At 35.5% G+C, this 22,139-nt stretch carries 21 protein-coding genes; 12 read left to right on the top strand and 9 right to left on the bottom strand.

From position 1 onward, the window contains the following. Window positions 1-98 precede the first annotated feature (98 nt). Window positions 99-1,586, bottom strand: coding sequence for a catalase (locus tag EL260_RS24625; RefSeq protein WP_123858150.1), 1,488 nt, complete (start codon window positions 1,584-1,586; stop codon window positions 99-101). Window positions 1,587-1,721: 135 nt separating this feature from the next. Here EL260_RS24625 and EL260_RS24620 point away from each other — a divergent pair, with 135 nt between their 5' ends. The 9 genes from EL260_RS24620 (at window position 1,722) to EL260_RS24580 (ending at window position 9,633) form a co-directional block, all read left to right on the top strand. Continuing rightward, window positions 1,722-2,672 carry a LysR substrate-binding domain-containing protein gene (locus tag EL260_RS24620; RefSeq protein WP_123858149.1) on the top strand — a complete coding sequence of 317 codons (951 nt, stop codon included), beginning with the start codon at window positions 1,722-1,724 and terminating at the stop codon, window positions 2,670-2,672. Between the two features lie 235 nt (window positions 2,673-2,907). Further along, entirely contained in the window at window positions 2,908-4,188 is a 1,281-nt protein-coding gene (gene metK / locus EL260_RS24615; RefSeq protein WP_123858148.1) for a methionine adenosyltransferase, read from the top strand. An 85-nt stretch (window positions 4,189-4,273) separates the two neighbouring features. Continuing rightward, window positions 4,274-4,765: a hypothetical protein gene (locus EL260_RS24610; RefSeq protein ID WP_123858147.1), complete on the top strand. Its 492-nt coding sequence runs from the start codon at window positions 4,274-4,276 to the stop codon at window positions 4,763-4,765. Window positions 4,766-4,959: 194 nt separating this feature from the next. Further along, window positions 4,960-5,550, top strand: a complete 591-nt coding sequence (locus EL260_RS24605) for an RNA polymerase sigma factor (protein ID WP_123858146.1) — start codon at window positions 4,960-4,962, stop codon at window positions 5,548-5,550. 202 nt (window positions 5,551-5,752) lie between these two features. Continuing rightward, a complete protein-coding gene (locus EL260_RS24600) occupies window positions 5,753-6,448 on the top strand; it encodes a YjjG family noncanonical pyrimidine nucleotidase (RefSeq protein ID WP_123858145.1) in 696 nt (231 codons plus the stop codon). Window positions 6,449-6,790: 342 nt separating this feature from the next. Continuing rightward, entirely contained in the window at window positions 6,791-7,240 is a 450-nt protein-coding gene (locus EL260_RS24595) for a PepSY-like domain-containing protein (RefSeq protein ID WP_164466574.1), read from the top strand. A 34-nt stretch (window positions 7,241-7,274) separates the two neighbouring features. Continuing rightward, a complete protein-coding gene (locus tag EL260_RS24590) occupies window positions 7,275-7,481 on the top strand; it encodes a PepSY-like domain-containing protein (protein ID WP_123858143.1) in 207 nt (68 codons plus the stop codon). Between the two features lie 197 nt (window positions 7,482-7,678). After that, window positions 7,679-8,350 carry a response regulator transcription factor gene (locus tag EL260_RS24585; RefSeq protein WP_123858142.1) on the top strand — a complete coding sequence of 224 codons (672 nt, stop codon included), beginning with the start codon at window positions 7,679-7,681 and terminating at the stop codon, window positions 8,348-8,350. After that, the gene (locus EL260_RS24580; RefSeq protein WP_123858141.1) at window positions 8,350-9,633 is read left to right on the top strand and encodes a sensor histidine kinase; all 1,284 of its coding nucleotides are present in this window, start codon (window positions 8,350-8,352) and stop codon (window positions 9,631-9,633) included. Before EL260_RS24585 ends, EL260_RS24580 begins: the two co-directional genes overlap by 1 nt. A 55-nt stretch (window positions 9,634-9,688) precedes the next feature. On the opposite strand, the gene trpS is transcribed toward EL260_RS24580, so the two are convergent. From trpS to ileS, 7 genes are all read right to left on the bottom strand, one after another. After that, window positions 9,689-10,657 carry a tryptophan--tRNA ligase gene (trpS, locus tag EL260_RS24575; RefSeq protein ID WP_123858140.1) on the bottom strand — a complete coding sequence of 323 codons (969 nt, stop codon included), beginning with the start codon at window positions 10,655-10,657 and terminating at the stop codon, window positions 9,689-9,691. A 247-nt stretch (window positions 10,658-10,904) separates the two neighbouring features. Next, on the bottom strand, window positions 10,905-11,549 hold the full coding sequence (locus EL260_RS24570; protein ID WP_123858139.1) for a SanA/YdcF family protein: 645 nt from the start codon (window positions 11,547-11,549) through the stop codon (window positions 10,905-10,907). Window positions 11,550-11,563: 14 nt separating this feature from the next. After that, window positions 11,564-12,205, bottom strand: a complete 642-nt coding sequence (locus EL260_RS24565) for a lipoprotein signal peptidase (protein ID WP_123858138.1) — start codon at window positions 12,203-12,205, stop codon at window positions 11,564-11,566. After that, entirely contained in the window at window positions 12,205-12,399 is a 195-nt protein-coding gene (locus EL260_RS24560) for a DUF2683 family protein (RefSeq protein ID WP_123858137.1), read from the bottom strand. The genes EL260_RS24565 and EL260_RS24560 overlap by 1 nt, the downstream gene beginning before the upstream one ends. Before the next feature lie 19 nt (window positions 12,400-12,418). After that, on the bottom strand, window positions 12,419-12,664 hold the full coding sequence (locus EL260_RS24555; protein ID WP_123858136.1) for a DUF6576 domain-containing protein: 246 nt from the start codon (window positions 12,662-12,664) through the stop codon (window positions 12,419-12,421). A 78-nt stretch (window positions 12,665-12,742) separates the two neighbouring features. Further along, complete coding sequence (locus EL260_RS24550) at window positions 12,743-13,123, bottom strand: TraR/DksA family transcriptional regulator (protein WP_045501318.1); 381 nt, start codon at window positions 13,121-13,123, stop codon at window positions 12,743-12,745. A gap of 58 nt (window positions 13,124-13,181) precedes the next feature. Then, complete coding sequence (ileS, locus tag EL260_RS24545; protein WP_123858135.1) at window positions 13,182-16,577, bottom strand: isoleucine--tRNA ligase; 3,396 nt, start codon at window positions 16,575-16,577, stop codon at window positions 13,182-13,184. Between the two features lie 464 nt (window positions 16,578-17,041). Between ileS and EL260_RS26175 the strand changes: the two genes are divergently transcribed. The 3 genes from EL260_RS26175 to EL260_RS24530 all read left to right on the top strand — a co-directional run bounded on the left by EL260_RS26175 (window position 17,042) and on the right by EL260_RS24530 (window position 20,768). Then, entirely contained in the window at window positions 17,042-18,730 is a 1,689-nt protein-coding gene (locus EL260_RS26175; RefSeq protein ID WP_123858134.1) for a M23 family metallopeptidase, read from the top strand. Between the two features lie 91 nt (window positions 18,731-18,821). Continuing rightward, on the top strand, window positions 18,822-20,114 hold the full coding sequence (locus EL260_RS24535; RefSeq protein ID WP_123858133.1) for a phenylacetate--CoA ligase family protein: 1,293 nt from the start codon (window positions 18,822-18,824) through the stop codon (window positions 20,112-20,114). Window positions 20,115-20,159: 45 nt separating this feature from the next. Next, on the top strand, window positions 20,160-20,768 hold the full coding sequence (locus EL260_RS24530; RefSeq protein ID WP_123858132.1) for a hypothetical protein: 609 nt from the start codon (window positions 20,160-20,162) through the stop codon (window positions 20,766-20,768). Window positions 20,769-20,801: 33 nt separating this feature from the next. On the opposite strand, the gene EL260_RS24525 is transcribed toward EL260_RS24530, so the two are convergent. Then, window positions 20,802-22,052, bottom strand: coding sequence for an NAD(P)/FAD-dependent oxidoreductase (locus EL260_RS24525; protein WP_123858131.1), 1,251 nt, complete (start codon window positions 22,050-22,052; stop codon window positions 20,802-20,804). Between the last annotated feature and the right edge of the window lie 87 nt (window positions 22,053-22,139).

Here is a 22,139-nt window from a genome sequence, read left to right as displayed (position 1 = left end):
CTTTAAAATATCATCCCCTGCAAATTATGAATTTTTTACAAAAAAAAGGAAAAAATATTATTTTTTTTTCCTTTTTTTTAATTTATTGTTCAATATGATTATTTCGTGTGATTCATCATATTTGCATCGATATTGATGTTTAGTTGTGATGCTACTTTCATGCCAAGCTCAATGTTGGCACGGAAAAAGTGACATAATTGTCTGTTGATAATCTCCTCTCTTTTAGGTCCGGTGATTCCCTTCATACTGCCTACGATATTTTGGATCAGATTGTTCCTGTCTTCTGTATTCATAGCTTTGGAATAAAGAAGTCCCGGTTGAGTATAATGATCGCTGTCATTATCATTTCTGTTGTAATTGGCAACATGAGCACTATCTAATTCATACTCATAGTTTTTGTAAGAAACATCCGGATTGATGTCATCAAAACTATTGGGATAATAGTTCGGCTTATCCTGATATTGGCTGGAATCTGCCATATAACCATCTCTCTGGTAATTATTGATGGCAAAAGGGCATCTGTTCACTTCCAGTTGATGAGAATTTACGCCCACTCTGTATCGGTGTGCATCCGGATAAGAGAATAATCTTCCCTGAAGCATTTTGTCAGGAGAAAAACTGATTCCGTTGACAAGGCTGCTCGGTGAGAATGTAGATTGTTCAACATGGGCAAAATAGTTGACAGGAACTTCATTCAATTCCATTTCTCCCACTTCGATCAATGGGAAATCATCATGGAACCAAACTTTTGTGACGTCAAAAGGATTCCATCTGAAATCTTTTGCCTGTTCCTCAGTCATTACCTGGATAAATAAGGTCCATTTCGGGAAATCTCCATTCTCGATAGCATTGCAAAGATCTTCCTGTGCAAAGTCTGGATTTTCTCCTGCCATTTTCACTGCATCCTCATCGGTAAAGTTTTTCACCCCTTGTTTTGTTTTGAAGTGGAACTTTACCCATACTCTTTCATTATTATCATTAATCATGGAGAAAGTATGAGATCCGAAGCCGTGCATGTGCCTATAGCCATAGGGAGTTCCTCTGTCTGACATTAATATAAGGACCTGATGGAGTGATTCCGGGTTTAAGCTCCAGAAATCCCACATCATCGTGGCACTTTTTAAATTGGTTTTTGGAAGTCTTTTTTGGGTATGAATAAAATCTGGAAATTTTTTTGCATCCTTAATGAAGAATACCGGTGTGTTATTTCCTACCAGATCCCAGTTTCCATCTTCTGTATAAAACTTCAGAGCGAATCCTCTCGGATCTCTTGCGGTATCTGCACTTCCTTTTTCACCGCCAACAGTAGAAAAACGGGCAAACATTCTGCATGAGTTTCCTACTTTTGAAAATAATTTAGCCTTAGTATATTGGCTGATGTCATGCGTTACGGTAAAGGTTCCATAAGCCCCGCTTCCTTTAGCATGTACAATTCTTTCAGGAATTCTTTCCCTAACGAAGTGTGCAAGATTTTCCTGAAGGACAAAGTCTTGCAGCAATACCGGGCCTCTTGGTCCTACCGTCTGGGAATCTTGATGCTCAAAATAAGGTGCGCCGTTGCTTAACGTTAATTTTTTAGAATCCATAATATTGATGATTTGAATAATTGTTCTCGTATTTTTCTAAATCGAAGTGTAAAGGTACTAATTATCAAATTTACTTGAATTTTTAATTGCTAATAACAAAAACGTTATATCTTTGTAATAGATAATATTAATCAAATGAACATTCAACAATTGGAGTATCTTATCGCGGTTGATAAGTATAAACATTTTGGAAAAGCGGCCCAGGCGTGCTTCATTACCCAGCCTACCTTAAGTGCCATGATACAGAAATTTGAGGATGAATTGGATGTGAAGGTTTTCGACAGAACGACACACCCGATCCGTACTACAGATGTAGGTCTTCAGATCATCGATCAGGCAAAGGTGATTATAGAATCTGTCAATGAGCTGAAAAACAAAGCCAACCTGTTGAATAACATTTTAGGAGGAACTATTAACCTTGGAATTATTCCAACTGTTTCTTCATTTATTTTACCCACAGAGATCTTTAAATTCTTAGAAACGAATCCTAAGATCCAGATGAATGTAAAGGAAATGACGACGGATAATATTATTAAAGCTTTGAAAGCAGGAGAGTTAGATGCGGGAATTATCTCTACTCCTTATGATACTGCTGATGAGTTTTACCAGGATTTCTTATTTAATGAAGAGTTGATGATCTATAGTTCCAATACGGAAGCGAACAAGAAGAATTCTTACATCATTCCTGAAGAGCTGAATGTAGAAAAAGTTTGGTTGCTTGAAGAAGGAAACTGTTTGAGAAATCAGTTCGAAAATATTTGTCATCTGAAAGAAAATACTCTGAAGCCTAAAAATTTAGATTTCTTAGCTTCCAATATCCAGACTTTGGTACACATGGTAGACAAAGTGGGAGGGATCAGTATTCTTCCAGAATTGGCATTGAGCCAGCTTTCTGAAGAGCAGAAAAAGAATGTATTTAGATTCAAGAAGCCTTTCCCTTATAGAGAGATCAGTATTATTTATTATAAGCCAACCTTTAAGCAAAAGATTATTGATGAATTGGCACACTCTATCAAAAATTCTTTGGAGCTTAAGCTGAATTACCACGAAAGTCCGAAAGAATTTGTAAGCATTAAGCCTCAGTAATCAAGAGGCTTTACAATGATATAAATCATTAATTTAAAGAAAATTATAATTAATAAACAAAAATTTTGAGTATTACGAAAATAGTGCTTAAATTTGCTGACGTTTATTAACGAGGAAAAATTTGACCTGATTGCAACCTCTATAAAAATATGCTAAAACAGTATTCTTTTTTCTGGGCAATTTTATTCTTATTTTTCTTCATCACTATTTTTTAATCTAAAAAACAAAGAATAATATGTCTTATTTATTTACATCTGAATCAGTTTCAGAAGGACATCCGGATAAAATCGCCGACCAAATCTCAGATGCATTAATCGATCATTTCTTAGCATACGATAAAAGTTCAAAAGTAGCATGTGAAACTCTTGTAACTACAGGACAGGTAGTATTAGCAGGAGAGGTAAAATCTGATGCTTACCTTGATGTGCAGACAATCGCCAGAGAAGTAATCAATGGAATTGGATACACGAAAGGTGAATATATGTTCAATGGTGATTCTTGTGGAGTAATCTCTGCGATCCATGAGCAGTCTCCAGATATCAATCAGGGTGTTGACAGAGCTGTAAATGATGAGTCATTCGAAGCTAAGGCAAATGCTCAGGGTGCTGGTGACCAGGGAATGATGTTTGGGTACGCTACAAACGAGACGGCAAATTATATGCCTCTTGCTTTGGATTTAGCACACACAATCCTTAAAGAACTTTCTGCGATCAGAAGAGAAAATAAAGAGATTGCTTACTTACGTCCTGATGCAAAAAGCCAGGTAACGATTGAGTATTCTGACGATCATAAACCAATTAGAATTGATTCTATCGTAGTTTCTACTCAGCATGATGACTTCGGAACAGAAGAAGAAATGCTGAACAAGATCCGTGAAGATATTAAAAATATCCTTGTTCCTAGAGTGGTTGCTCTTCAGACTGAGGAAATCAAATCTCTATTCAACGATCAGATCAAATATCACATCAATCCTACAGGTAAATTTGTAATCGGTGGACCTCACGGGGATACAGGTCTTACAGGGAGAAAGATCATCGTAGATACTTACGGAGGTAAAGGAGCTCACGGTGGTGGTGCGTTCTCTGGAAAAGATCCTTCAAAAGTAGACAGAAGTGCTGCATATGCAACAAGACACATTGCTAAAAACCTTGTAGCAGCTGGTGTTGCTGATGAAGTTTTGGTACAGGTTTCTTACGCGATTGGAGTGGCTGAGCCTTGTGGTTTATATATCAATACTTATGGAACGGCTAAAGTTGATCTTCACGATGGAGATATCGCTAAAAAAGTTTCTACTATTTTCGATTTAAGACCTTACGCTATTGAGCAGAACTTAAAATTAAGAAACCCTATCTATCAGGAAACGGCTTCTTATGGACATATGGGTAAAGAGCACTATGTAGCTGATAAAACATTCAACAAAGGCCACAAGAATGAGCTTACGTTGGAAGGTCTTGAATTCTTTACTTGGGAAAAACTAGACAAAGTTGACGAAATTAAAACCGCTTTTGGAATTTAATTTTTTCTCCAGACTAAATATTATGAACTGCTTTATCTTCTGATAAGGCAGTTTTTTTTAATTTTACAACTTAATAAATTGAGCGATGATGAATTTTCGAACTGCAGTAGCTATTCTATCCCTGTTTTTACTGAGTACATTAGTAAAAGCCCAGTATACCATGCATAAAATGATTAGTGTAGGATATACCTATCAAAATCAAAGCTTTGGAGAAGTAGGGGGAAAGTTGCTTTTTCTTAAAAATGATGATGTAATTTACAGATTGGGTGGCTCTGCCTTAATGGGAGTTGCAGACTCCAAATTTGCCATTATGCCAAAATTGCAGGCAGATGTCTTACTTAATTTTGAAAAAAATGTGGATTTCTACCACTCTTATTACTTTTTAGTAGGAGCGGAAGGAACGAACAAATATATTGCTCCAAAAATAGGAGTTACCTTATTTGGGATGCTTGATCTTACCGGAGGGTATGCTTTTCCTATTGGAGACACCCGATTAAACGGAAAAGAGATGAAAGGCTTAAATATTAATTTTACATTAAATATCCCTACTGTATTCATTCATGATATGTTTAAATGATTTTTTTTAAATTTTTATAGTGAAAATTTAATAATTGCTTAACAGTTATTAAAAAATTATTATATTTACGCCATAATATAATTGTACCGCCTATCGAAGAGACTCTACTCTGAAGAACTGTTTTGTTATACAGCAAGAACCAGATAATGTATCTGGGCGATAGCTGGGCCGCAAATATTATATTGAGAAGAGTTATGAAATCAAAATCGGATAGTTTACTAATTTCGCTTTATCAGAAAGGCGACGAGGGCGCATTATCAACCCTTATTCATCGTCATCAGAGAGAACTGTTTACATTCATTTTTTATAAAATAAATGATGAAGATTTAGCCAATGATATCTTTCAGGATACATTCATGAAAATTATTGTGATGCTAAAAGAAGGACGTTACAACGAAGAGGGTAAATTTATCCTTTGGGCCAAAAGAATCTCCCACAACCTTATCATCGATCATTTCAGATCAAAAGCCAAAAATATTAAAGTCTCAGAGACTACTTTTGAGTCGGATGAATATTCTATTTTTGACCTGATCAGAGAACCGTCTGAAAATATTGAAGATCAGCTGGTAACCAATCAGATCCAGGAAGACCTATTAAGAATGTTACAATTTCTTCCCTTGAATCAACAGGAAGTAATTAAATTGAGGTTTTTTGATGGATTAAGTTTTAAGGAAATCGCTGATCATACCGATATGAGTATTAATACCACATTAGGGAGAGTAAGATATGCGTTGATAAACCTGAGAAAAATCATGGAAGAAAATAACATAATATTAACCAGATAGATAATATTTGGTCAAATTTCACGTTTTAAGGAAAACATACTTCGCTTATGAAAAAAAATGACTCCTTAAAAGTGAAAACTTTGAAACCTAAAAAACAAACCATCGATTTTCTGCTCAATTTTTCTAAAAGCCTTGAAATTGTGAAAAGCAAGAGCAAGAATTATCCTGTTACAAAAAATTAAAATTATTAACTTTGTGCTGTATGAAAATGCAGCACGTTTTTTTTGACCTGGACAATACGCTCTGGGATCATCGCAGAAATGCCTATTTAACGATCAAAGAACTTTTCGAAAAGCAGGAAGTAGCTTCAAAGTATAATATAGACTTTGAAGAGTTTCATGCTGTTTACCATGATATTAATGAAGAGTTATGGGAAAAGATCAGAGATGGGATTATAGGCAAAGAGTATTTGAGAGAACACCGTTTTTATGATTCCTTCATGCACTTTGGAGTAGACAATAAAGAACTTTCCCTTTATTTTGAAGAGAACTTTCTGGATAATATTGTAAGTCATAATGAACTGGTGGAAGGGGCAGAAGATGTCCTTGAATATTTGAAGTCGAAGAATTATAAACTTCATATTATTTCTAATGGCTTTCAGGAGGTAACCGAAAGAAAATGTACCCTATCAGGTATTGCTCCTTATTTTGAAACCATTACCAGTGCAGATGCTATTGGGGTAAGGAAGCCAAATCCAAAGATTTTTGAATATTCTCTTGGGCTTTCTGATGCCAAGAAAGAAGAAAGTATCATGATTGGAGATGACTGGATTGCGGATGCTCTGGGAGGAAGAGATTTCGGGATGGATACGATTTTCTTTGATGTGTATAATGAAGATAAAAAAGAAGCCGGATTAAAGGCTATTACCCATCTTCAACAGATTAAAGAATACTTATAATATTTAAATTAAGTCTGAGAAAAAAGCCGTTAAGTGTATCTTAATGGCTTTTTTGTTTTTAAAAAAGATAGATCTGTGAAAATCTATGGTAGATTAAAAAATATAAGTAATTATATATCAATTTACATTATGTTGTTATGAAGAATCTATTGAATATTATTAAGTGAGATTCTTCCTTACGTCAGAATGACAATAGTGTAAAATGATAAGTATCAAGTATTTTTTTCATCCCTTTACAGGCTCAATTTTACTTCTTATTTACTACAAATTAAGTTTTTCCCAATTCTTTCCTAATTTGATTTGGAACTTTGCTCCATAATAATGACAGAAAAACTTAATGTTATGAAAAATGTAAAGAACATCACAGGAGCATTTATTCTAATTTTCTTATTAATCTGCGGTTGGGTTTCAGCACAGGATAGAGCAATCAATGTCAATCAATTGCCTAAGACAGCTAAAACTTTTCTTGCGGGTCATTTTAAGGGAATACCGGTGTCATCCGCTATTGAAGACAGAGAAATCTATGGAGTTGATGAATATAAAGTGTATTTGAATAACGGAATAAAAGCGGAATTTGACAGTAATGGAAACTGGAAAGAAATAGATGGTAAGCATCAAAAGATTCCTTACGGCTTCATTCCCACCTCAATCAAAAACTACAGCAGTAGAAATTTCCCCAATACATATATCGTTAAGATAGAAAAGAAGAGATGGTCTTATAAAGCGGAACTTTCCAATGGATTGGAGCTTGAATTTGATAGAAAGGGGAATTTTAAAAAAATTGATGACTAAAATTATTTAAGATTAACAATAAAATTTTAAGATTATGGTAAACTGGAGTTTAATAAACAGTAACGGAAGAAAAGCTTCTTCTGCTAAGATTAGAAAGAGTATTGTGTCTTTTATGACCAAGCATCATCCGTGCAGTGTTATAGATTCTATTGAGAAAAAATATAATACTTATAAAATTCATCTGATGAATGGCTTATGCCTTATTTTCGATGAATATGGACGTTATGTGAAAATGAGTTAATGATTTATGAAAGAAAGTTGGAAAGAAGGGAACAGAGGGTATGTATATATCGTTGATCTGCTTTGTATCATTTATCAAATGGTTCTTATTCTGACGATGTTTGGATATTAATTGTTTCATCCTCAGTTCCTATACTTTCCTCTTATTATTCTGTAATTTTTATATATTTGATATAAGCTATCCAAGCAGCAGAACCTATGAAGATTTTAATAGTAGAAGATGAACCGGACTTAAGGGATACTGTACAGAAGTTTCTGGAAGCAGAACATTTCATTGTAGAACAGGCTGAGAATTACAGTTCCGGGTTGGAAAAGATTATTTCCTATGAATATGACTGTATCCTTCTGGATATTATGTTGCCGGATGGAAATGGAATAGATCTGTTACGGGAAATCAAAAAAATGCACAAAAAAGATCCGGTGATCATTCTTTCTGCCAAGGATTCTGTAGATGATAAAGTGACCGGACTGGAAATAGGTGCCGATGATTATCTGGCAAAACCTTTTCATCTTGCAGAGCTGATGGCGAGAATCCGATCTGTAATAAGGAGAAAAAATCAGGATGGTGAAAATATTATCAGATATAAAAATATCAGTATTGATCCTGAAAATAGAAATGTTAAAGTGGGAAATGAAGAGTTGGTGCTTAACCGAAAAGAATATGACCTTTTGTACTACTTTGTCATTCATCCTGAAAAAACATTGCAGAAAACCACTCTTGCAGAAGCGATCTGGGGAGATTATATCGATCAGGCAGACAGTCTTGATTTTATTTATTCACAAATTAAAAATCTTCGTAAAAAGCTGAAAATGGTCAATGCTGAAGCAGATTTTCAAGCTGTATACGGAATAGGATATAAATTCGTCTGATGAAGGTTTCCTTAAAATATTACACGATAAAGTATCTTATTATGATCCTGCTGGTAATTATTGCCGTTTGGGCAGGATTATTCTATGCCTATATTTTGGATGAGGTACATGATAATGTAGATGATGGCCTTAGGAATAGAAAAATACAGATCATCAAAGCGGTATATCTCAATCCACAGTTGTTGAAAAATAATGATTTTGGATTTAATGAATTCAAGATCATGCCGATAACTGCTGAGGAATACAAAAACAAAAGCAGACTCTATAATAAGATGTATTATATGGAGTATGATGATAAAGACCAGCCTTACCGAGTATTGGAAGCAGATTTTATCGATCAGTATAAGAATCATCAGCGGCTTGTCATCCGAACTTCAACAGTGGAAGAAGATGAACTGATCTACGATCTTACAACGGCTTTAATTGTGCTCTATATTTTTTTAGTGATAAGTATTGTTGCAGTTAATGGTTATCTGTTGAATAAGGCAATGCGGCCTTTCTATTTGATTCTGGATAAATTGAAAAAATATCAGTTTGGAATTCCCTTCTCCCAGGAAGATCAGAACTATTCAATCAAAGAGTTTGAAGAATTGAATGTAGAAATCAATGAGATGATTGACCGTAATGAACTTGTTTTCTACCAGCAGAAACAGTTTATTGAAAATGCGTCTCATGAACTTCAAACACCACTAGCGATTGTGATTAATAAAATAGACCTTCTAATTCAGAATGAAAATCTTGATAAAAAGAACCTGACCTTTCTAACAGAAGTTAAAAATGATCTGAGAAGAATGGTAGGATTGAACAAATCTCTGCTAATGCTTTCAAAAATTGAGAATAGCCAGTTTAATGCAATATCGGAAGTCGATTTTAATGCTATGATCATTAAGCTGGTACAGAATTATGAAGATTTTATTGCCTTTAAAAACGTAGAAGTTAATATTATTGAAAAAGGAGTTTTTAAAGCAGAATTTAATCAAGATCTTGCAGATATTCTTCTGTCTAACCTTCTTAAAAATGCCGTTAAATACAATAACGAAGAAGGATCTTTAAATATTTTTATTGAGAACAACAGAATTATATTTCAAAACAGCGGATTGCAGGAGTCTCTGGATAAAACAAGAATTTTTAACCGGTTTTATAAACAAAGTTCTGATCATACCTCTACTGGATTAGGATTATCTATTATTAAGACGATCATTAAACAGTATCCAAACTGGGATATTACCTATGAATTTGAAGATAACATGCATTACTTTATTCTTATGAAAAATAAAAAGTAAATTAAATAAAAAAAGCCCTTCAATTGAAGGGCTTTGGTATGTTTAGAACTCAAGATTAGAATCCTAAGCTTGTTCTTACTCTTTTAAGAGTTTCAAGTGCAATTGGTCTCGTTTTTTCTGCTCCCTGCTGAAGTTTTGCCTCCAGCTCATCAAGATTGTTCATGTAATAGTTGAATGTTTCTCTTTCTTTTTCAAAACGAACCAAAATAAGATCTAAAAGCTCTTTTTTAGCATGTCCATATCCGAAGTTTCCTGCAAGATACTTAGCTCTTAGTTCCTCAGTTTGCTCAGGGGTAGCAATTAGTTCATAAATCTGGAAGGTTTTATCTGTTGCAGGATCTTTAGCTTCTTCTAAAGACTTAGAGTCAGATTCAATACTCATCACCTGTTTCTTCAATTCTTTTTCAGGCAAGAAGATGTTGATGATATTTCCCATAGATTTAGACATTTTACGACCATCTGTTCCTGGTACATATTTCGTGTCTTCCTGAAGTTCAGATTGTGGCAGTACAAAAACTTCACCCATTTGGTTATTAAACCTTGAAGCTACATCTCTTGCAATTTCCAAATGCTGAAGCTGATCTTTTCCTACAGGAACAATCTCTGCATCATATAGTAAAATATCGGCAGCCATTAAAATAGGGTAGGTAAAGAGACCTGCATTTACATCCTGAAGTCTGTCAGCTTTATCCTTAAATGAATGCGCTAATGTTAATCTTTGATAAGGGAAAAAACATGATAAATGCCAAGATAGTTCACAGGTTTCAGCGATATCACTTTGTCTGTAGAAAAATGTTTTTTCGGTATCTAATCCACAAGCAAGCCAAGCCGCAGCAATCTCGTAGGTATTTTGTCTTAAAGTTTGCGCATCTTTAATCTGAGTCAGCGTATGAAGATTCGCAATAAATAAAAATGATTCATTTCCCTCCTGCTTCGAAAGTTCGATCGCAGGAATAATTGCCCCTAATAAATTTCCAAGATGGGGTGTTCCGGTGGCTTGAATGCCGGTAAGAATTCTTGACATTTGTTTAAAATTTATATTTAAAAATTAATGAATTGCAAATTTACGAGGTTTAACGCGAATAATGAATGAAAAAGAACAAAAGATTGTATTCTCTATTTCAATATATGGCCGGTTTTATCAATAGAGGTGGGCTTTAGCCCGCCTTACAATAGAAAGACAAATCCAAAGGCTTTAGCCAAAACCTAAAATTTCACCAAATTATAACAGAATTATCTGTGAAAATCAGCGTAATCTGTGGTTAAAAAAATTAAGGAATAGCAATCTTCTCCCCTCCAAATTTAGGTTCCACTCCAAAGATCAGATCCCAATAGACTTTAGCTTTGGCAAGATACTCTCGTAAATTAGTCTTTAAACCTGCATATTTATTCACATCTTCTGCATTGTACCCAAAAGCCTGTATTCCGTTTTTTTGGGCAAGAAAGATAGCTCTTTCGTTGTGGAATTTCTGAGAGATGATGATAATCTTGATTTGTCCGAAAATATCCTTTGCTCTTACTACGGAATCCAAAGTGCGAAATCCTGCATGGTCTAAAATGATTTTATCCTGTGGAATCCCCTGCTGAACCAATGCAATCTGCATATCTTCCGGTTCATTGTAATCTTTACTGCTGTTGTCACCACTTACAATAATGTATTGAATCTTTCCACTTTTAAAAAGATCTGTAGCTGCTTTAATTCTGTTATAGAAATAAGCATTGGGCATTCCATTGTTTAATGTTTTTCCTGTTCCTAAGAGTAAAGCGGTTTTTGCGGTTGGTACATCGGCGATATTGTAAGATACAGAAGCTGCACTTTCCTTTTTAATGCTATAATTAGCCCAGGCAATAAAAATAATTCCTGCTACCAGAAGAAGCAGGAAAAATTTAAAAATATTTTTGATTGTTTTTCTCATTCGAAATACATCTGTTAGAATTCAAGTCCGTTTGGGAAAGCTTTTTTTCTGAAGATTAATAGGAAAGCAGCTCCTACGGTAATGGCTGAATCGGCAACGTTGAAAATATATTTAAAGAATTCAATATGTTTTCCACCAATGATAGGCCAGCTGTCCGGAACATACCAGTCTACTACCGGGAAGTGAAGCATATCTACTACACAGCCTTTCATAAAAGTAGAGTATCCCTGTCCAAAAGGAACAAATTTTGAAACTCCACCATAACCAATCCATCGGTCTGTACTGGCGTCATACACCGTTCCGCTATCGAAGATCATTCCATAGAACATCCCATCAATAAGGTTTCCGATAGCTCCTGCAAAGATGATTGCCATTGGAATTAAAAGGTAGTTGGAGGCACCTTCTTTGATCCATTTTTTAAACATGTAAACCATTCCTCCAATCAGGAAAATCCTTAGGATGACAAGGAAATATTTTCCGATAATGCCGCCAAAATGAAATCCATAAGCCATTCCTGGGTTTTCAACAAAAGTTTTATTGAAGAAACCTTCTATAACAGGAATACTCTCATTCAGTTCAAAATGGGTTTTGATGTAAATTTTTGAAGCCTGGTCTATCAATAATACCAAAAAAGTGATAGCTAAGATCTTTTTCATTACTCTCCTTTAGGTTTTGAAGGTTTTGAAGCAGGTCTTGCGTTTTTATTATCGCTTGCTTTCTTAACCACTTTTTGTCCGTTATATGAACTTTTCACATGAGCTTTCTCAAATTTAATATTCATTTCTTTTAAAACACCTTTCAGTGCAGTAAGCTCCATTGCATTTTTTGGATGTACTATGATAGATTCCATTTCTTAATATTTAATTTTTTTACATTTTGGACAACTCGTCAAGCCTTTTTCTATCTTTTTCAGATAGATCGTTGACTCCGTTTTTGCCCATCTTACTCAACAGTCTGTCTATTTCTTTCTCCCGGTCACGTTTATCAGAATTAAACTGGTCATCAATAGTGTAGTTTGTGTGCTTTGGAGGAAAGAATCTGCTTCTGATCCATTCTCTGTTGAAAAAAGCCAGCACTGCTGCCACAATGATTACCAATATTAATACTTCGCTCATGGGTATACATTAAAAATTAGGTTTATAAGGTATCCGAAGATATCATATAAACCCAATATTATTTTACAAACCTTACGGCTATTTCTGCATGTTTTTCGCTTCAATGCTTAGTGTAGCATGAGGAACGGCTAAAAGTCTTTCCTTAGGAATTAACTTTCCTGTTACTCTACAAACACCGTAAGTCTTGTTTTCGATTCTGATTAATGCATTCTTAAGATCACGAACGAATTTTTCCTGTCTTCCTGCAAGAATAGAGTTCTGCTCTTTGCTCAAAGTCTCTGCACCTTCTTCAAATGCTTTGAATGTTGGTGAAGTATCGTCCGTCCCATTATTCTGGTCATTGATGAAACTTTCTCTGATAAGCTGAAGATCTTTCTCTGCCTTTTCTATTTTTTCTTTTATGATCGCTCTAAATTCCTGTAAATCAGCATCGCTGTATCTAACTCTTTCGTCTGACATATTCTTTCTCTTTTTTAATAAAATTATGAAATGGAATTTGAAATACTATAACTACATGTTAATTTTTTTCGACATTTATCTTAAAATTAACTTCATCTATTTCGATTTCGTTAAAATTTGAAAGTGAAGATACAATTTCTATTTTATTTGACAAGACCTCAGAAGAAATATATTCCTCATTTTTCTTAATATCTTCAAGGAATGGTGAGTTCTCTTCAATGGAGATATTAATTCTGTCTGTAAGTTCGAAATCTTTCTCTTTTCTCAAGTTCTGAATTCTGTTAATGAATTCTCTTGCAATACCTTCAGATTTTAATTCATCGGTTAACGTCAAATCTAATGCCACAGTTGTTTTACCATCGGAAGTTACGGTCCATCCCGGGATATCTTTAGTAGAGATTTCTACGTCGTCAAGCGTGATCTCATAGCCTTGAACATCCAGTTTTCCTTCTTTTTCAAGAGCAGCAATCTGTTCTGTGGTAAGATTCGTAATCTCTGCACCTACTACCTTCATGTCTTTTCCTAATTTAGGGCCTAGCGCTTTGAAGTTTGGTTTTATCTGTTTTACAATTAAGTGAGAAGCTTCTTCAGCATTAATTAACTGTAATTCTTTCACGTTGACCTCCTGCTTGATCAAATCCGCAACAGCAAGAATCTGTTCTTCTGTTTTAGCATCCAATACAGGAACCAATACTTTTTGTAGCGGCTGACGAACTTTCACGTTTTCTTTCTTTCTTAAAGAGAAAACCATACTCGTAATGTTCTGAGCTAAGTGTGTTTTTTCAACCAGATCCTGATCGATTAAGCTTTCATCAGCAATAGGGAAGTCTGTTAAATGTACAGATTCACAATTTTCTTTACCTGTTACTTTATTCAGATCCTGATATAGCTGATCCATGAAGAACGGAGCAATAGGCGCTGATAATTTAGCAACAACTTCAAGACAAGTATATAAAGTCTGGTAAGCAGAGATCTTATCATCAGAATAATCTCCTTTCCAGAAACGTCTTCTGCATAATCTTACATACCAGTTACTCAGGTTATCATTTACAAATGTACTGATGGCTCTGGCTACTCTTGTTGGTTCGTAATCTTCATAGAATGCCTTTACTTCTTTGATCAGTAAGTTCAGCTCAGAAAGAATCCATCTGTCAATTTCAGGACGGTTTTCCACTTCTTTTTCTGAATAATTGAATCCATCAACATTCGCATATAAAGAGAAGAATGAATACGTATTGTAAAGGGTTCCGAAGAACTTTCTTCTTACCTCATCAATTCCTTCAATATCAAACTTCAGGTTTTCCCAAGGGTTTGCATTGGAAATCATATACCAACGGGTAGCGTCCGGTCCGTATACGGAAAGGGTTTCAAACGGATCTACTGCATTTCCTAAACGTTTAGACATTTTCTGTCCGTTTTTATCCAAAACAAGACCATTACTCATTACATTTTTATAAGCAACAGAGTCAAAAACAGCAGTTCCGATTGCGTGAAGAGTATAGAACCATCCACGAGTCTGGTCAACACCTTCCGCGATGAAATCTGCAGGGAATGCCTTGTTGTTATCGATCATTTCTTTATTTTCGAAAGGATAGTGCAGCTGTGCATATGGCATAGAACCTGAATCAAACCAAACATCGATCAGGTCACTTTCACGTTTCATTGCTTTTCCTGAATCGGAAACCAAAACAACTTTATCTACTACATTTTTGTGAAGATCAACCAATTCATAGTTGGATTCGGACATGTTGCCGATAATGAAACCTTTGAATGGGTTTTCAGTCATCACTCCTGCAGCAATTGACTTCTCAATTTCATGGTAAAGCTCTTCTACAGAACCGATGATCTTTTCTTCTTTTGTATCCTCTGTTCTCCAGATTGGCAACGGAATACCCCAGTATCTTGAACGGGATAAATTCCAGTCATTTACATTTTCCAACCAGTTGGCAAAACGTCCTTCTCCGGTAGCTTTTGGCTTCCAGTTGATTTCTTTGTTCAGATTCACCAATCTGTCCTTTACAGCGGTCATCTTCACAAACCATGAATCCAAAGGATAGTATAATACCGGTTTGTCAGTTCTCCAGCAGTGTGGATAAGAGTGGACATATTTTTCTACTTTGAAGGCTTTGTTCTCTGTTTTCAACAAGATCGCAAGCTCTACATCCCAAGATTTCTCAGGCGCAGTTCCTTCATCATAATATTCGTTTTTGATATACTTCCCTGAGAATACTTCAGGAACATTTTCTCCCTGGATGAATTTACCCTGTAAATCTACCAAAGGAACAAGGTTGTCGTTCTCATCCTTTACCAACATTGGCGGAATCTCAGGCTGAGCCATTTTAGCGACTCTCGCATCATCAGCACCAAAAGTAGGAGCTGTGTGTACGATACCTGTACCATCTTCTGTTGTAACGAAATCTCCTAAGATCACTCTGAAAGCATCCTCAGGATTATCATTTGGTGTAAACCAAGGAACTAATTGCTCATATCTTGTATCAACAAGTTTTTCTCCGGTGAATTCTTTTAAAATTCTGAACGGAATTACTTTCGTTTCCGGAGTATAGTTGGCAAAATCTTCATCTGTACCTTCAGCATATTTCTTACCGAATACTTTAGGTAAAAGCACACTGGATAATACAACCGTTACAGGTTCAAATGTATATTGGTTGAATGTTTTAACGACAACATATTCAATATCTCTACCTACAGTTAATGCAGTATTGGATGGCAACGTCCAAGGAGTCGTCGTCCATGCAAGGATATGTACATCTCCGTCAACATCGTTGAATAAAGCAGATGAATCTTTTTTTACTTTAAACTGAGCGACAACCGTGGTATCTGAAACATCACGATACGTTCCAGGCTGGTTCAATTCGTGAGAAGAAAGTCCTGTTCCAGCTTTTGGAGAGTAAGGCTGGATCGTATATCCTTTATACAACAAGCTTTTGTCATATAATTGCTTCAACAACCACCAAACAGTTTCCATATATTTTGACTTGTACGTAATGTATGGATCATCAAGGTCTACCCAATATCCGATTTTCTCTGTAAGGTTATTCCACACATCGGTATAACGCATTACAGCTTCACGACAAGCTTTATTATAATCTTCAATAGAGATTTTTTTGCCAATATCTTCTTTTGTAATTCCTAATTCTTTTTCTACACCTAGTTCCACAGGAAGACCATGCGTATCCCAGCCTGCTTTACGGAAAACCTGTTTCCCGTTTTGAGTCTGGTAACGGCAGAAAATATCCTTCAATGCTCTTGCCATTACGTGGTGAATTCCAGGCATACCGTTTGCTGAAGGTGGACCTTCATAAAAAACAAACTCAGGATTTCCCTGACGAATCTCAACACTCTTATTGAAAGTTTTATTTTGTTTCCAAAATTCCGCTACATTCTCTGCTACGTCAATAAGGTTGAGGTTTTTGTATTCTTTAAATTGGCTCATTGTAATATCTCAATATTCGTTGATTAATTAAGTCTGCAAATTTACTAAAATTTGTCGGTTTATAATATATGTTTTATTTAGGTAATTTCTATTAAAAAGTTCAATCTCAGAAATATAAATGGAGAAACGGTTAAAAAGGGTGTAATAAGCCTTGAAATAAGCGAATGTTTTGTGTTTTCTTATCTTCCTTTGTTAAGTTTCTTGCTCTTTTCCTTCAATGAAAAATTCAGTAGAAGCGGGCCTTAGTCCGTTTGAAAAATAAAAATCAAACCATTGGTTTTAGCCAAAACTTAATATAATCTCTCGCAGATCAGATAAATTGCGCAGATGTTATCAACGGCCATCTGTGATAATCTGTGTCATCTGTGGTTAAAAATAAAAAATCATCCAATTTGAAATAAAACAATAGCACGATCATTGCTTGAAATCTCGTATATTTAAGTAGAACTAAACCCAAATGCTGTATGAAAATCTTCTCTAAACTGATGGCGGCTATCTGTTTGATTACTGTTATCATCACACAAGCCCAAAATAACTATCCTCAAAACTATTTCAGAAATCCACTGAACATTCCCATGCAGCTGGCCGCTAATTTTGGAGCGGTAAGAACCAATCATTTTCACATGGGATTGGATCTGAGGACGAACAGTCAGGAAAATTTATCTGTACTGGCTGCAGCAGACGGTTATGTAAGCAGAATAAAAGTGGAGCGTTATGGCTTTGGAAATGCCATATATATTACCCACCCGAATGGTTTTACAACAGTATATGCCCATTTGAATAAATATTTTGATAAGCTTGATGAATATGTGAAGGAGAAGCAGTACAAAGATGAAAAGTGGGAACAGGATATTACTTTCCAGCCGGGACAGTTTCCTGTTACGAAGGGTCAGCTCATTGCCCTGAGTGGAAATACCGGAGGTTCAGCGGGACCTCACCTACATTTTGAGATAAGAGATACCAAAACAGAAGAATGTCTTAATCCGTTGCTGTTTGGATTTAATATCCCGGATTCTGTAGCGCCTATTATCAGTGGATTGTATTGGTATGACCGCAGATTCAGTACGTATGAACCGGGAGCTAATGGAATTGCTGTTAAGAAAATAGGAAATGCTTATACAGCAGATGTTGTCAGAGTTAATTCGCCGATGATAAGTTTTGGAATTAAAGCAGTAGATAAAGCCAACCAGGGATTTAATCTGGGGATTTATAAAGCAGAATTATTGATGGATGGAAAACTGATCTACGGCTTTAGCATTGATAAAGTGAGTTATGATGATACCCGCTATCTGAATGGCTGTATAGATTATACCAAATTCATCAGAGATAAAGTAGGAATTCAGCATCTGTCTACATTGCCGGGAATGAAATTAGCTAATTATAGTACTTCCAATCTTTCAGGAGTCATCAATCTTCAGGATCAGGAAATTCACACTATTGAAATCATTTTAAAAGATGTAAAAGGAAATACCAGCAGGTTGACTACAAAGGTTCAGTTAGCTAATACAGGTAACGGAATTTCTCCTTCCGGGAAAGTGGTTTTGCCTAATGAAGGAAAAACGCTCGCTACTGAAAATGCAGAGATCAACTTCAGTAAAAATGCAATGTATGATGCCGTGAATTTTAGTATGTATGAAAAAAACAGTAGTGATGGAAATACCATTTCCAATACCATTGTTCTACAGAATCCATACATCCCGGTTCATGATTATTATACCTTGAAAATAAAACCCAACAGGAAATTATCCAAAGATGAAAAAGATAAAGTAGTGGTTTTGTTCAATTATGGAAGTGATAAGGATGCCGTAAAAGCAAAATGGAACGGCGACCAGGCAGAGGCACAGTTCAATAGATTAGGTACAGCAGAACTTATACTTGATAACAGTTTACCATCAGTTTCTTCAGGATGGAAAGATGGCGCTGTTGTAAGCGGAAGTTCTTTACGCTTAAAAGGAAATACAAAAGTTGGAGATATTGTTTCATTCCGGGCAGAACTGGATGGGAAATGGCTGCGATTTGCCCGTGTGAAAAATGATTTTGTCTATATCTTTGATGAAAAGTGTCCAAAAACTTCGGGAGAACATAGTTTAAAAATAACCACAATCAATACCGCGGGAAATATAAACACACAGACTTTTACATTCCGTAGATAAAACTGTAGTTGAAATCGTGAATACATTTTACATGAATACATCCTACAATCATGTAATTTTAAATACATTTGTCCTTTAAAAATTAAAATCATTGGAATTTCATCCGTTCATCGAAAAATCGAGTACTCAGGAAATAAAGGCGTTTCAGGAAGAAAAACTTCAGCAGCTTCTGGCTTATCTTGAAGGAAATTCACCTTTTTATCAGAGGTTGTTTAAGGAAAAAAATATCAATATTGGAGAAATCCGGACATTGGAAGATCTGCAAAAGATTCCTGTTACAACAAAGAATGATTTGCAGCAGAATAATCATGATTTTTTCTGTATTACGCCGGATAAGATTGTAGACTACAGCACGACTTCCGGAACGTTAGGAGATCCGGTAACCTTTGGATTGTCTGATGGAGACCTTGAAAGATTGGCTTACAATGAGGCCATATCCTTTGCCTGTGCCGGAATTCAGAAGGGAGATGTAGTACAGATGATCACTACGATTGATAAACGTTTCATGGCAGGGCTTGCTTATTTTTTAGGATTAAGAAAAATGGGTGCCAGTGTGGTCAGAATGGGCCCTGGAATTCCTGAATTACAATGGGATTCTATTTTCAGATACAAACCTAAATACCTGATTACAGTTCCTTCATTTTTATTGAAGATGATTGATTATGCTGAAAAACATGGTCTGGATTATAAAAATTCAAGTGTTTATGGAGCAGTATGTATCGGAGAGAGTATTAAAAATCAGGATTTTACAGATAATATTCTTTCCCAGAAGATCAAAGAGAAATGGAATATCAAACTTTTTTCTACTTATGCTTCTACAGAAATGAGCACCGCTTTTACAGAGTGTGAGTTTCAGATCGGAGGACACCATCACCCAGAGCTGATTATTACAGAAATTCTGGATGAAGATGAAAATGTAGTGAAAGAAGGCGAAAGTGGAGAGCTAGCCATCACTACTTTAGGAGTGGAAGCCATTCCTTTGCTAAGATTTAAAACCGGAGATATTGTAAAAGCCCATTATGAACCCTGTCAATGTGGAAGAAATACCATGCGATTGGGGCCTGTAATTGGAAGAAAACAGCAGATGATAAAGTATAAAGGAACAACCCTCTATCCACCTGCAATGAACGATATTCTGAATGATTTTAATAATATTCTCTGTTACCAGATCGTTATTCAGGCCAATGAGATCGGACTGGATGAAATCATCATCAAATTAAGTACAGATCAGGAAAATGAAAACTTTGTGAATGAGGTAAGAGACCATTTCCGTGCAAAATTAAGAGTAAGTCCGAAAATTGAAATCATCGATTTTGAAATTCTGTCTAAAACCGTTTTTAATCCAAGCAGCAGAAAGCCAATTACTTTTATTGATTTGAGATAAATGTAATATATTAGATGCTGAACTTAAATAGTAAAACTAAGACCCATGAAAAAAATATTATTACTGACGTTACTGATCTTGGTGACAATGGTGTTCGGACAGGAGAAAATGGAACTCATTTCAGGAAATTTTCAAGCTTTAAAAGATCAGAAAGAAGTGAATATAGAGCTTAGATTTGATCATGTATTGTTTATGAAAGAAAACTTTACGGAAGCTCAATATCTGGAAAATAGGAAAGAAGATGTTCTGTCTAATCCTAAAAGAGGAAAAGAAGGATGGAAACAATGGATTGGAGAATGGGAACGGTATAAAAAAGAAGAGTATATTAACCATTTTGCAAAAGGTTTAGGCAAATACTATAAAGAAGTCACATTTAAAAAGGATGGCTCTGCAAAATATACATTGATACTGGATACAAAATGGCTTTTACCGGGATGGCATGCTGGACTTGTAGTGATGGAAGCACAGGTAAGCGGCACAATTAAGTTGGTGGAAGCTAGTAATCCTTCAGTGGTTTTAGCTGAAGTGGCTTTGAATAAATTTGATAAATTTATTCAAAGTAAGGATGAGGTTATGGAATATGGAAGAATTGCCACAGTATATGAATCAGTAGGAAGGTATCTGGGAAAAGAAATCAAAAAATCGATGAAATAAAAAAAATGGTCTGAAAGTTCAGACCGTTTTTTTTTATTCTTGAGTTTGTTCTTTTTCCAGTTTGATGAGGTTGGCAAGATTCTTAATCACCGTATCATGCTTCTTCACAAAAGGATTGTCTTTATTCCAGACATATCCGGCGAGAACCGCACAAATCTTTTTCTTTACATCCGGATTTTCCGGTTGGTGGAAGAATAATTCCTGAAGATTTCCGGTATACCATTCTTTTACATAAGTGGTGAATACATCTACACCGTATAAAATATAATCTGTGTATTCTGTTTGCCAGTCGATTTTCTCACCATTTAACTGTCTTAAGGCTAATTTAGCGGCAAGCATTCCTGATTCTGTAGCGAAAGCCATTCCCGATGAAAAAACAGGATCAAGGAATTCAGAAGCATTCCCGGTTAAGGCAAATCCGTCTCCGAATAGACTTTTAACAGAACATGAATAATCTTTCAGGTGTCTTGGCTCAAAGAGAAACTCTACATCCCCAAAACGTTTCATATAATAATCAGAAAGGGAAATTGCTTTTCTTAAAGCTTCAGCAGTATCCCCATTTTCAGATAGTTTTTCAATATATTCGGTAGGTCCTACAATTCCTAAACTTGTGTTTCCGTTAGAAAAAGGAATGACCCAAAGCCATACTTCGGTTTCAATAATATCAAAAGAAATCAAAGTACCCTCTTCACCTGGCTCTCTGTTAAGATCTTTTACATGGGAGAAAATAGCAGAGTGTGGAGATAGTTTGGATGGCTTTTCAAGATCAAGCAAACGGGGTAAAACTCTTCCGTAACCACTTGAATCAATTACAAATTTTGCGTGGATTTCTTTAGTTTCACCCTCTTTAGTTCGTACGGTTGTTATGGAATCTGTTCCCTCAAACCTGATGTCGATCACTTCCGTTTCAAATTCTAGATCAACCCCTTTATTAATTACCTCCTGAGCTAAAGTATTATCAAAATCAGCTCTCGGAACCTGCCAGGTCCAATCCCAGCCTTCTCCAAATTTATTGCTGAAATCAAAAATGCAGACTTCGTCACCACGAAGGAAACGGGCTCCCAGTTTTTTTTCAAAGCCCATTTTATCCAGAGCAGGGAACAGTCCGACCTCATCAAAGTGGTCCATAACCCTTGGAATTAAGCTTTCACCGACTACCAGTCTTGGGAATTTTGTCTTTTCAACAACTTTTACGCTGACGTTATTCTTCTTTAAGTATGATGAAGAAACGCATCCGGAAGGCCCGGCTCCGATTACAAGAACGTCAACAAATTCTTTGCTCATCTTTGATTTTTTATTTTAATAATAACTTTTATCTTTGCCGCAAAATTAGTGACAAATAATTAATATTTTACAAAATTATCAACTATT

It is taken from the genome of Chryseobacterium nakagawai (assembly GCF_900637665.1).
Taxonomy (GTDB): Bacteria; Bacteroidota; Bacteroidia; order Flavobacteriales; family Weeksellaceae; genus Chryseobacterium; species Chryseobacterium nakagawai.
The sequence above is the reverse complement of the archived record's forward strand: the minus strand, read 5'-3'. Positions and strand labels throughout refer to the sequence as shown.

Excerpts from the sequence above, each read along its gene's own strand:
- EL260_RS24625 (WP_123858150.1), bottom strand. The coding sequence starts at position 1,586 with ATGGATTCTAAAAAATTAACGTTAAGCAACGGCGCACCTTATTTTGAG.
- EL260_RS24620 (WP_123858149.1), top strand. The coding sequence starts at position 1,722 with ATGAACATTCAACAATTGGAGTATCTTATCGCGGTTGATAAGTATAAA.
- metK (WP_123858148.1), top strand. The coding sequence starts at position 2,908 with ATGTCTTATTTATTTACATCTGAATCAGTTTCAGAAGGACATCCGGAT.
- EL260_RS24610 (WP_123858147.1), top strand. The coding sequence starts at position 4,274 with ATGATGAATTTTCGAACTGCAGTAGCTATTCTATCCCTGTTTTTACTG.
- EL260_RS24605 (WP_123858146.1), top strand. The coding sequence starts at position 4,960 with ATGAAATCAAAATCGGATAGTTTACTAATTTCGCTTTATCAGAAAGGC.
- EL260_RS24600 (WP_123858145.1), top strand. The coding sequence starts at position 5,753 with ATGAAAATGCAGCACGTTTTTTTTGACCTGGACAATACGCTCTGGGAT.
- EL260_RS24595 (WP_164466574.1), top strand. The coding sequence starts at position 6,791 with ATGAAAAATGTAAAGAACATCACAGGAGCATTTATTCTAATTTTCTTA.
- EL260_RS24590 (WP_123858143.1), top strand. The coding sequence starts at position 7,275 with ATGGTAAACTGGAGTTTAATAAACAGTAACGGAAGAAAAGCTTCTTCT.
- EL260_RS24585 (WP_123858142.1), top strand. The coding sequence starts at position 7,679 with ATGAAGATTTTAATAGTAGAAGATGAACCGGACTTAAGGGATACTGTA.
- EL260_RS24580 (WP_123858141.1), top strand. The coding sequence starts at position 8,350 with ATGAAGGTTTCCTTAAAATATTACACGATAAAGTATCTTATTATGATC.
- trpS (WP_123858140.1), bottom strand. The coding sequence starts at position 10,657 with ATGTCAAGAATTCTTACCGGCATTCAAGCCACCGGAACACCCCATCTT.
- EL260_RS24570 (WP_123858139.1), bottom strand. The coding sequence starts at position 11,549 with ATGAGAAAAACAATCAAAAATATTTTTAAATTTTTCCTGCTTCTTCTG.
- EL260_RS24565 (WP_123858138.1), bottom strand. The coding sequence starts at position 12,205 with ATGAAAAAGATCTTAGCTATCACTTTTTTGGTATTATTGATAGACCAG.
- EL260_RS24560 (WP_123858137.1), bottom strand. The coding sequence starts at position 12,399 with ATGGAATCTATCATAGTACATCCAAAAAATGCAATGGAGCTTACTGCA.
- EL260_RS24555 (WP_123858136.1), bottom strand. The coding sequence starts at position 12,664 with ATGAGCGAAGTATTAATATTGGTAATCATTGTGGCAGCAGTGCTGGCT.
- EL260_RS24550 (WP_045501318.1), bottom strand. The coding sequence starts at position 13,123 with ATGTCAGACGAAAGAGTTAGATACAGCGATGCTGATTTACAGGAATTT.
- ileS (WP_123858135.1), bottom strand. The coding sequence starts at position 16,577 with ATGAGCCAATTTAAAGAATACAAAAACCTCAACCTTATTGACGTAGCA.
- EL260_RS26175 (WP_123858134.1), top strand. The coding sequence starts at position 17,042 with ATGAAAATCTTCTCTAAACTGATGGCGGCTATCTGTTTGATTACTGTT.
- EL260_RS24530 (WP_123858132.1), top strand. The coding sequence starts at position 20,160 with ATGAAAAAAATATTATTACTGACGTTACTGATCTTGGTGACAATGGTG.
- EL260_RS24525 (WP_123858131.1), bottom strand. The coding sequence starts at position 22,052 with ATGAGCAAAGAATTTGTTGACGTTCTTGTAATCGGAGCCGGGCCTTCC.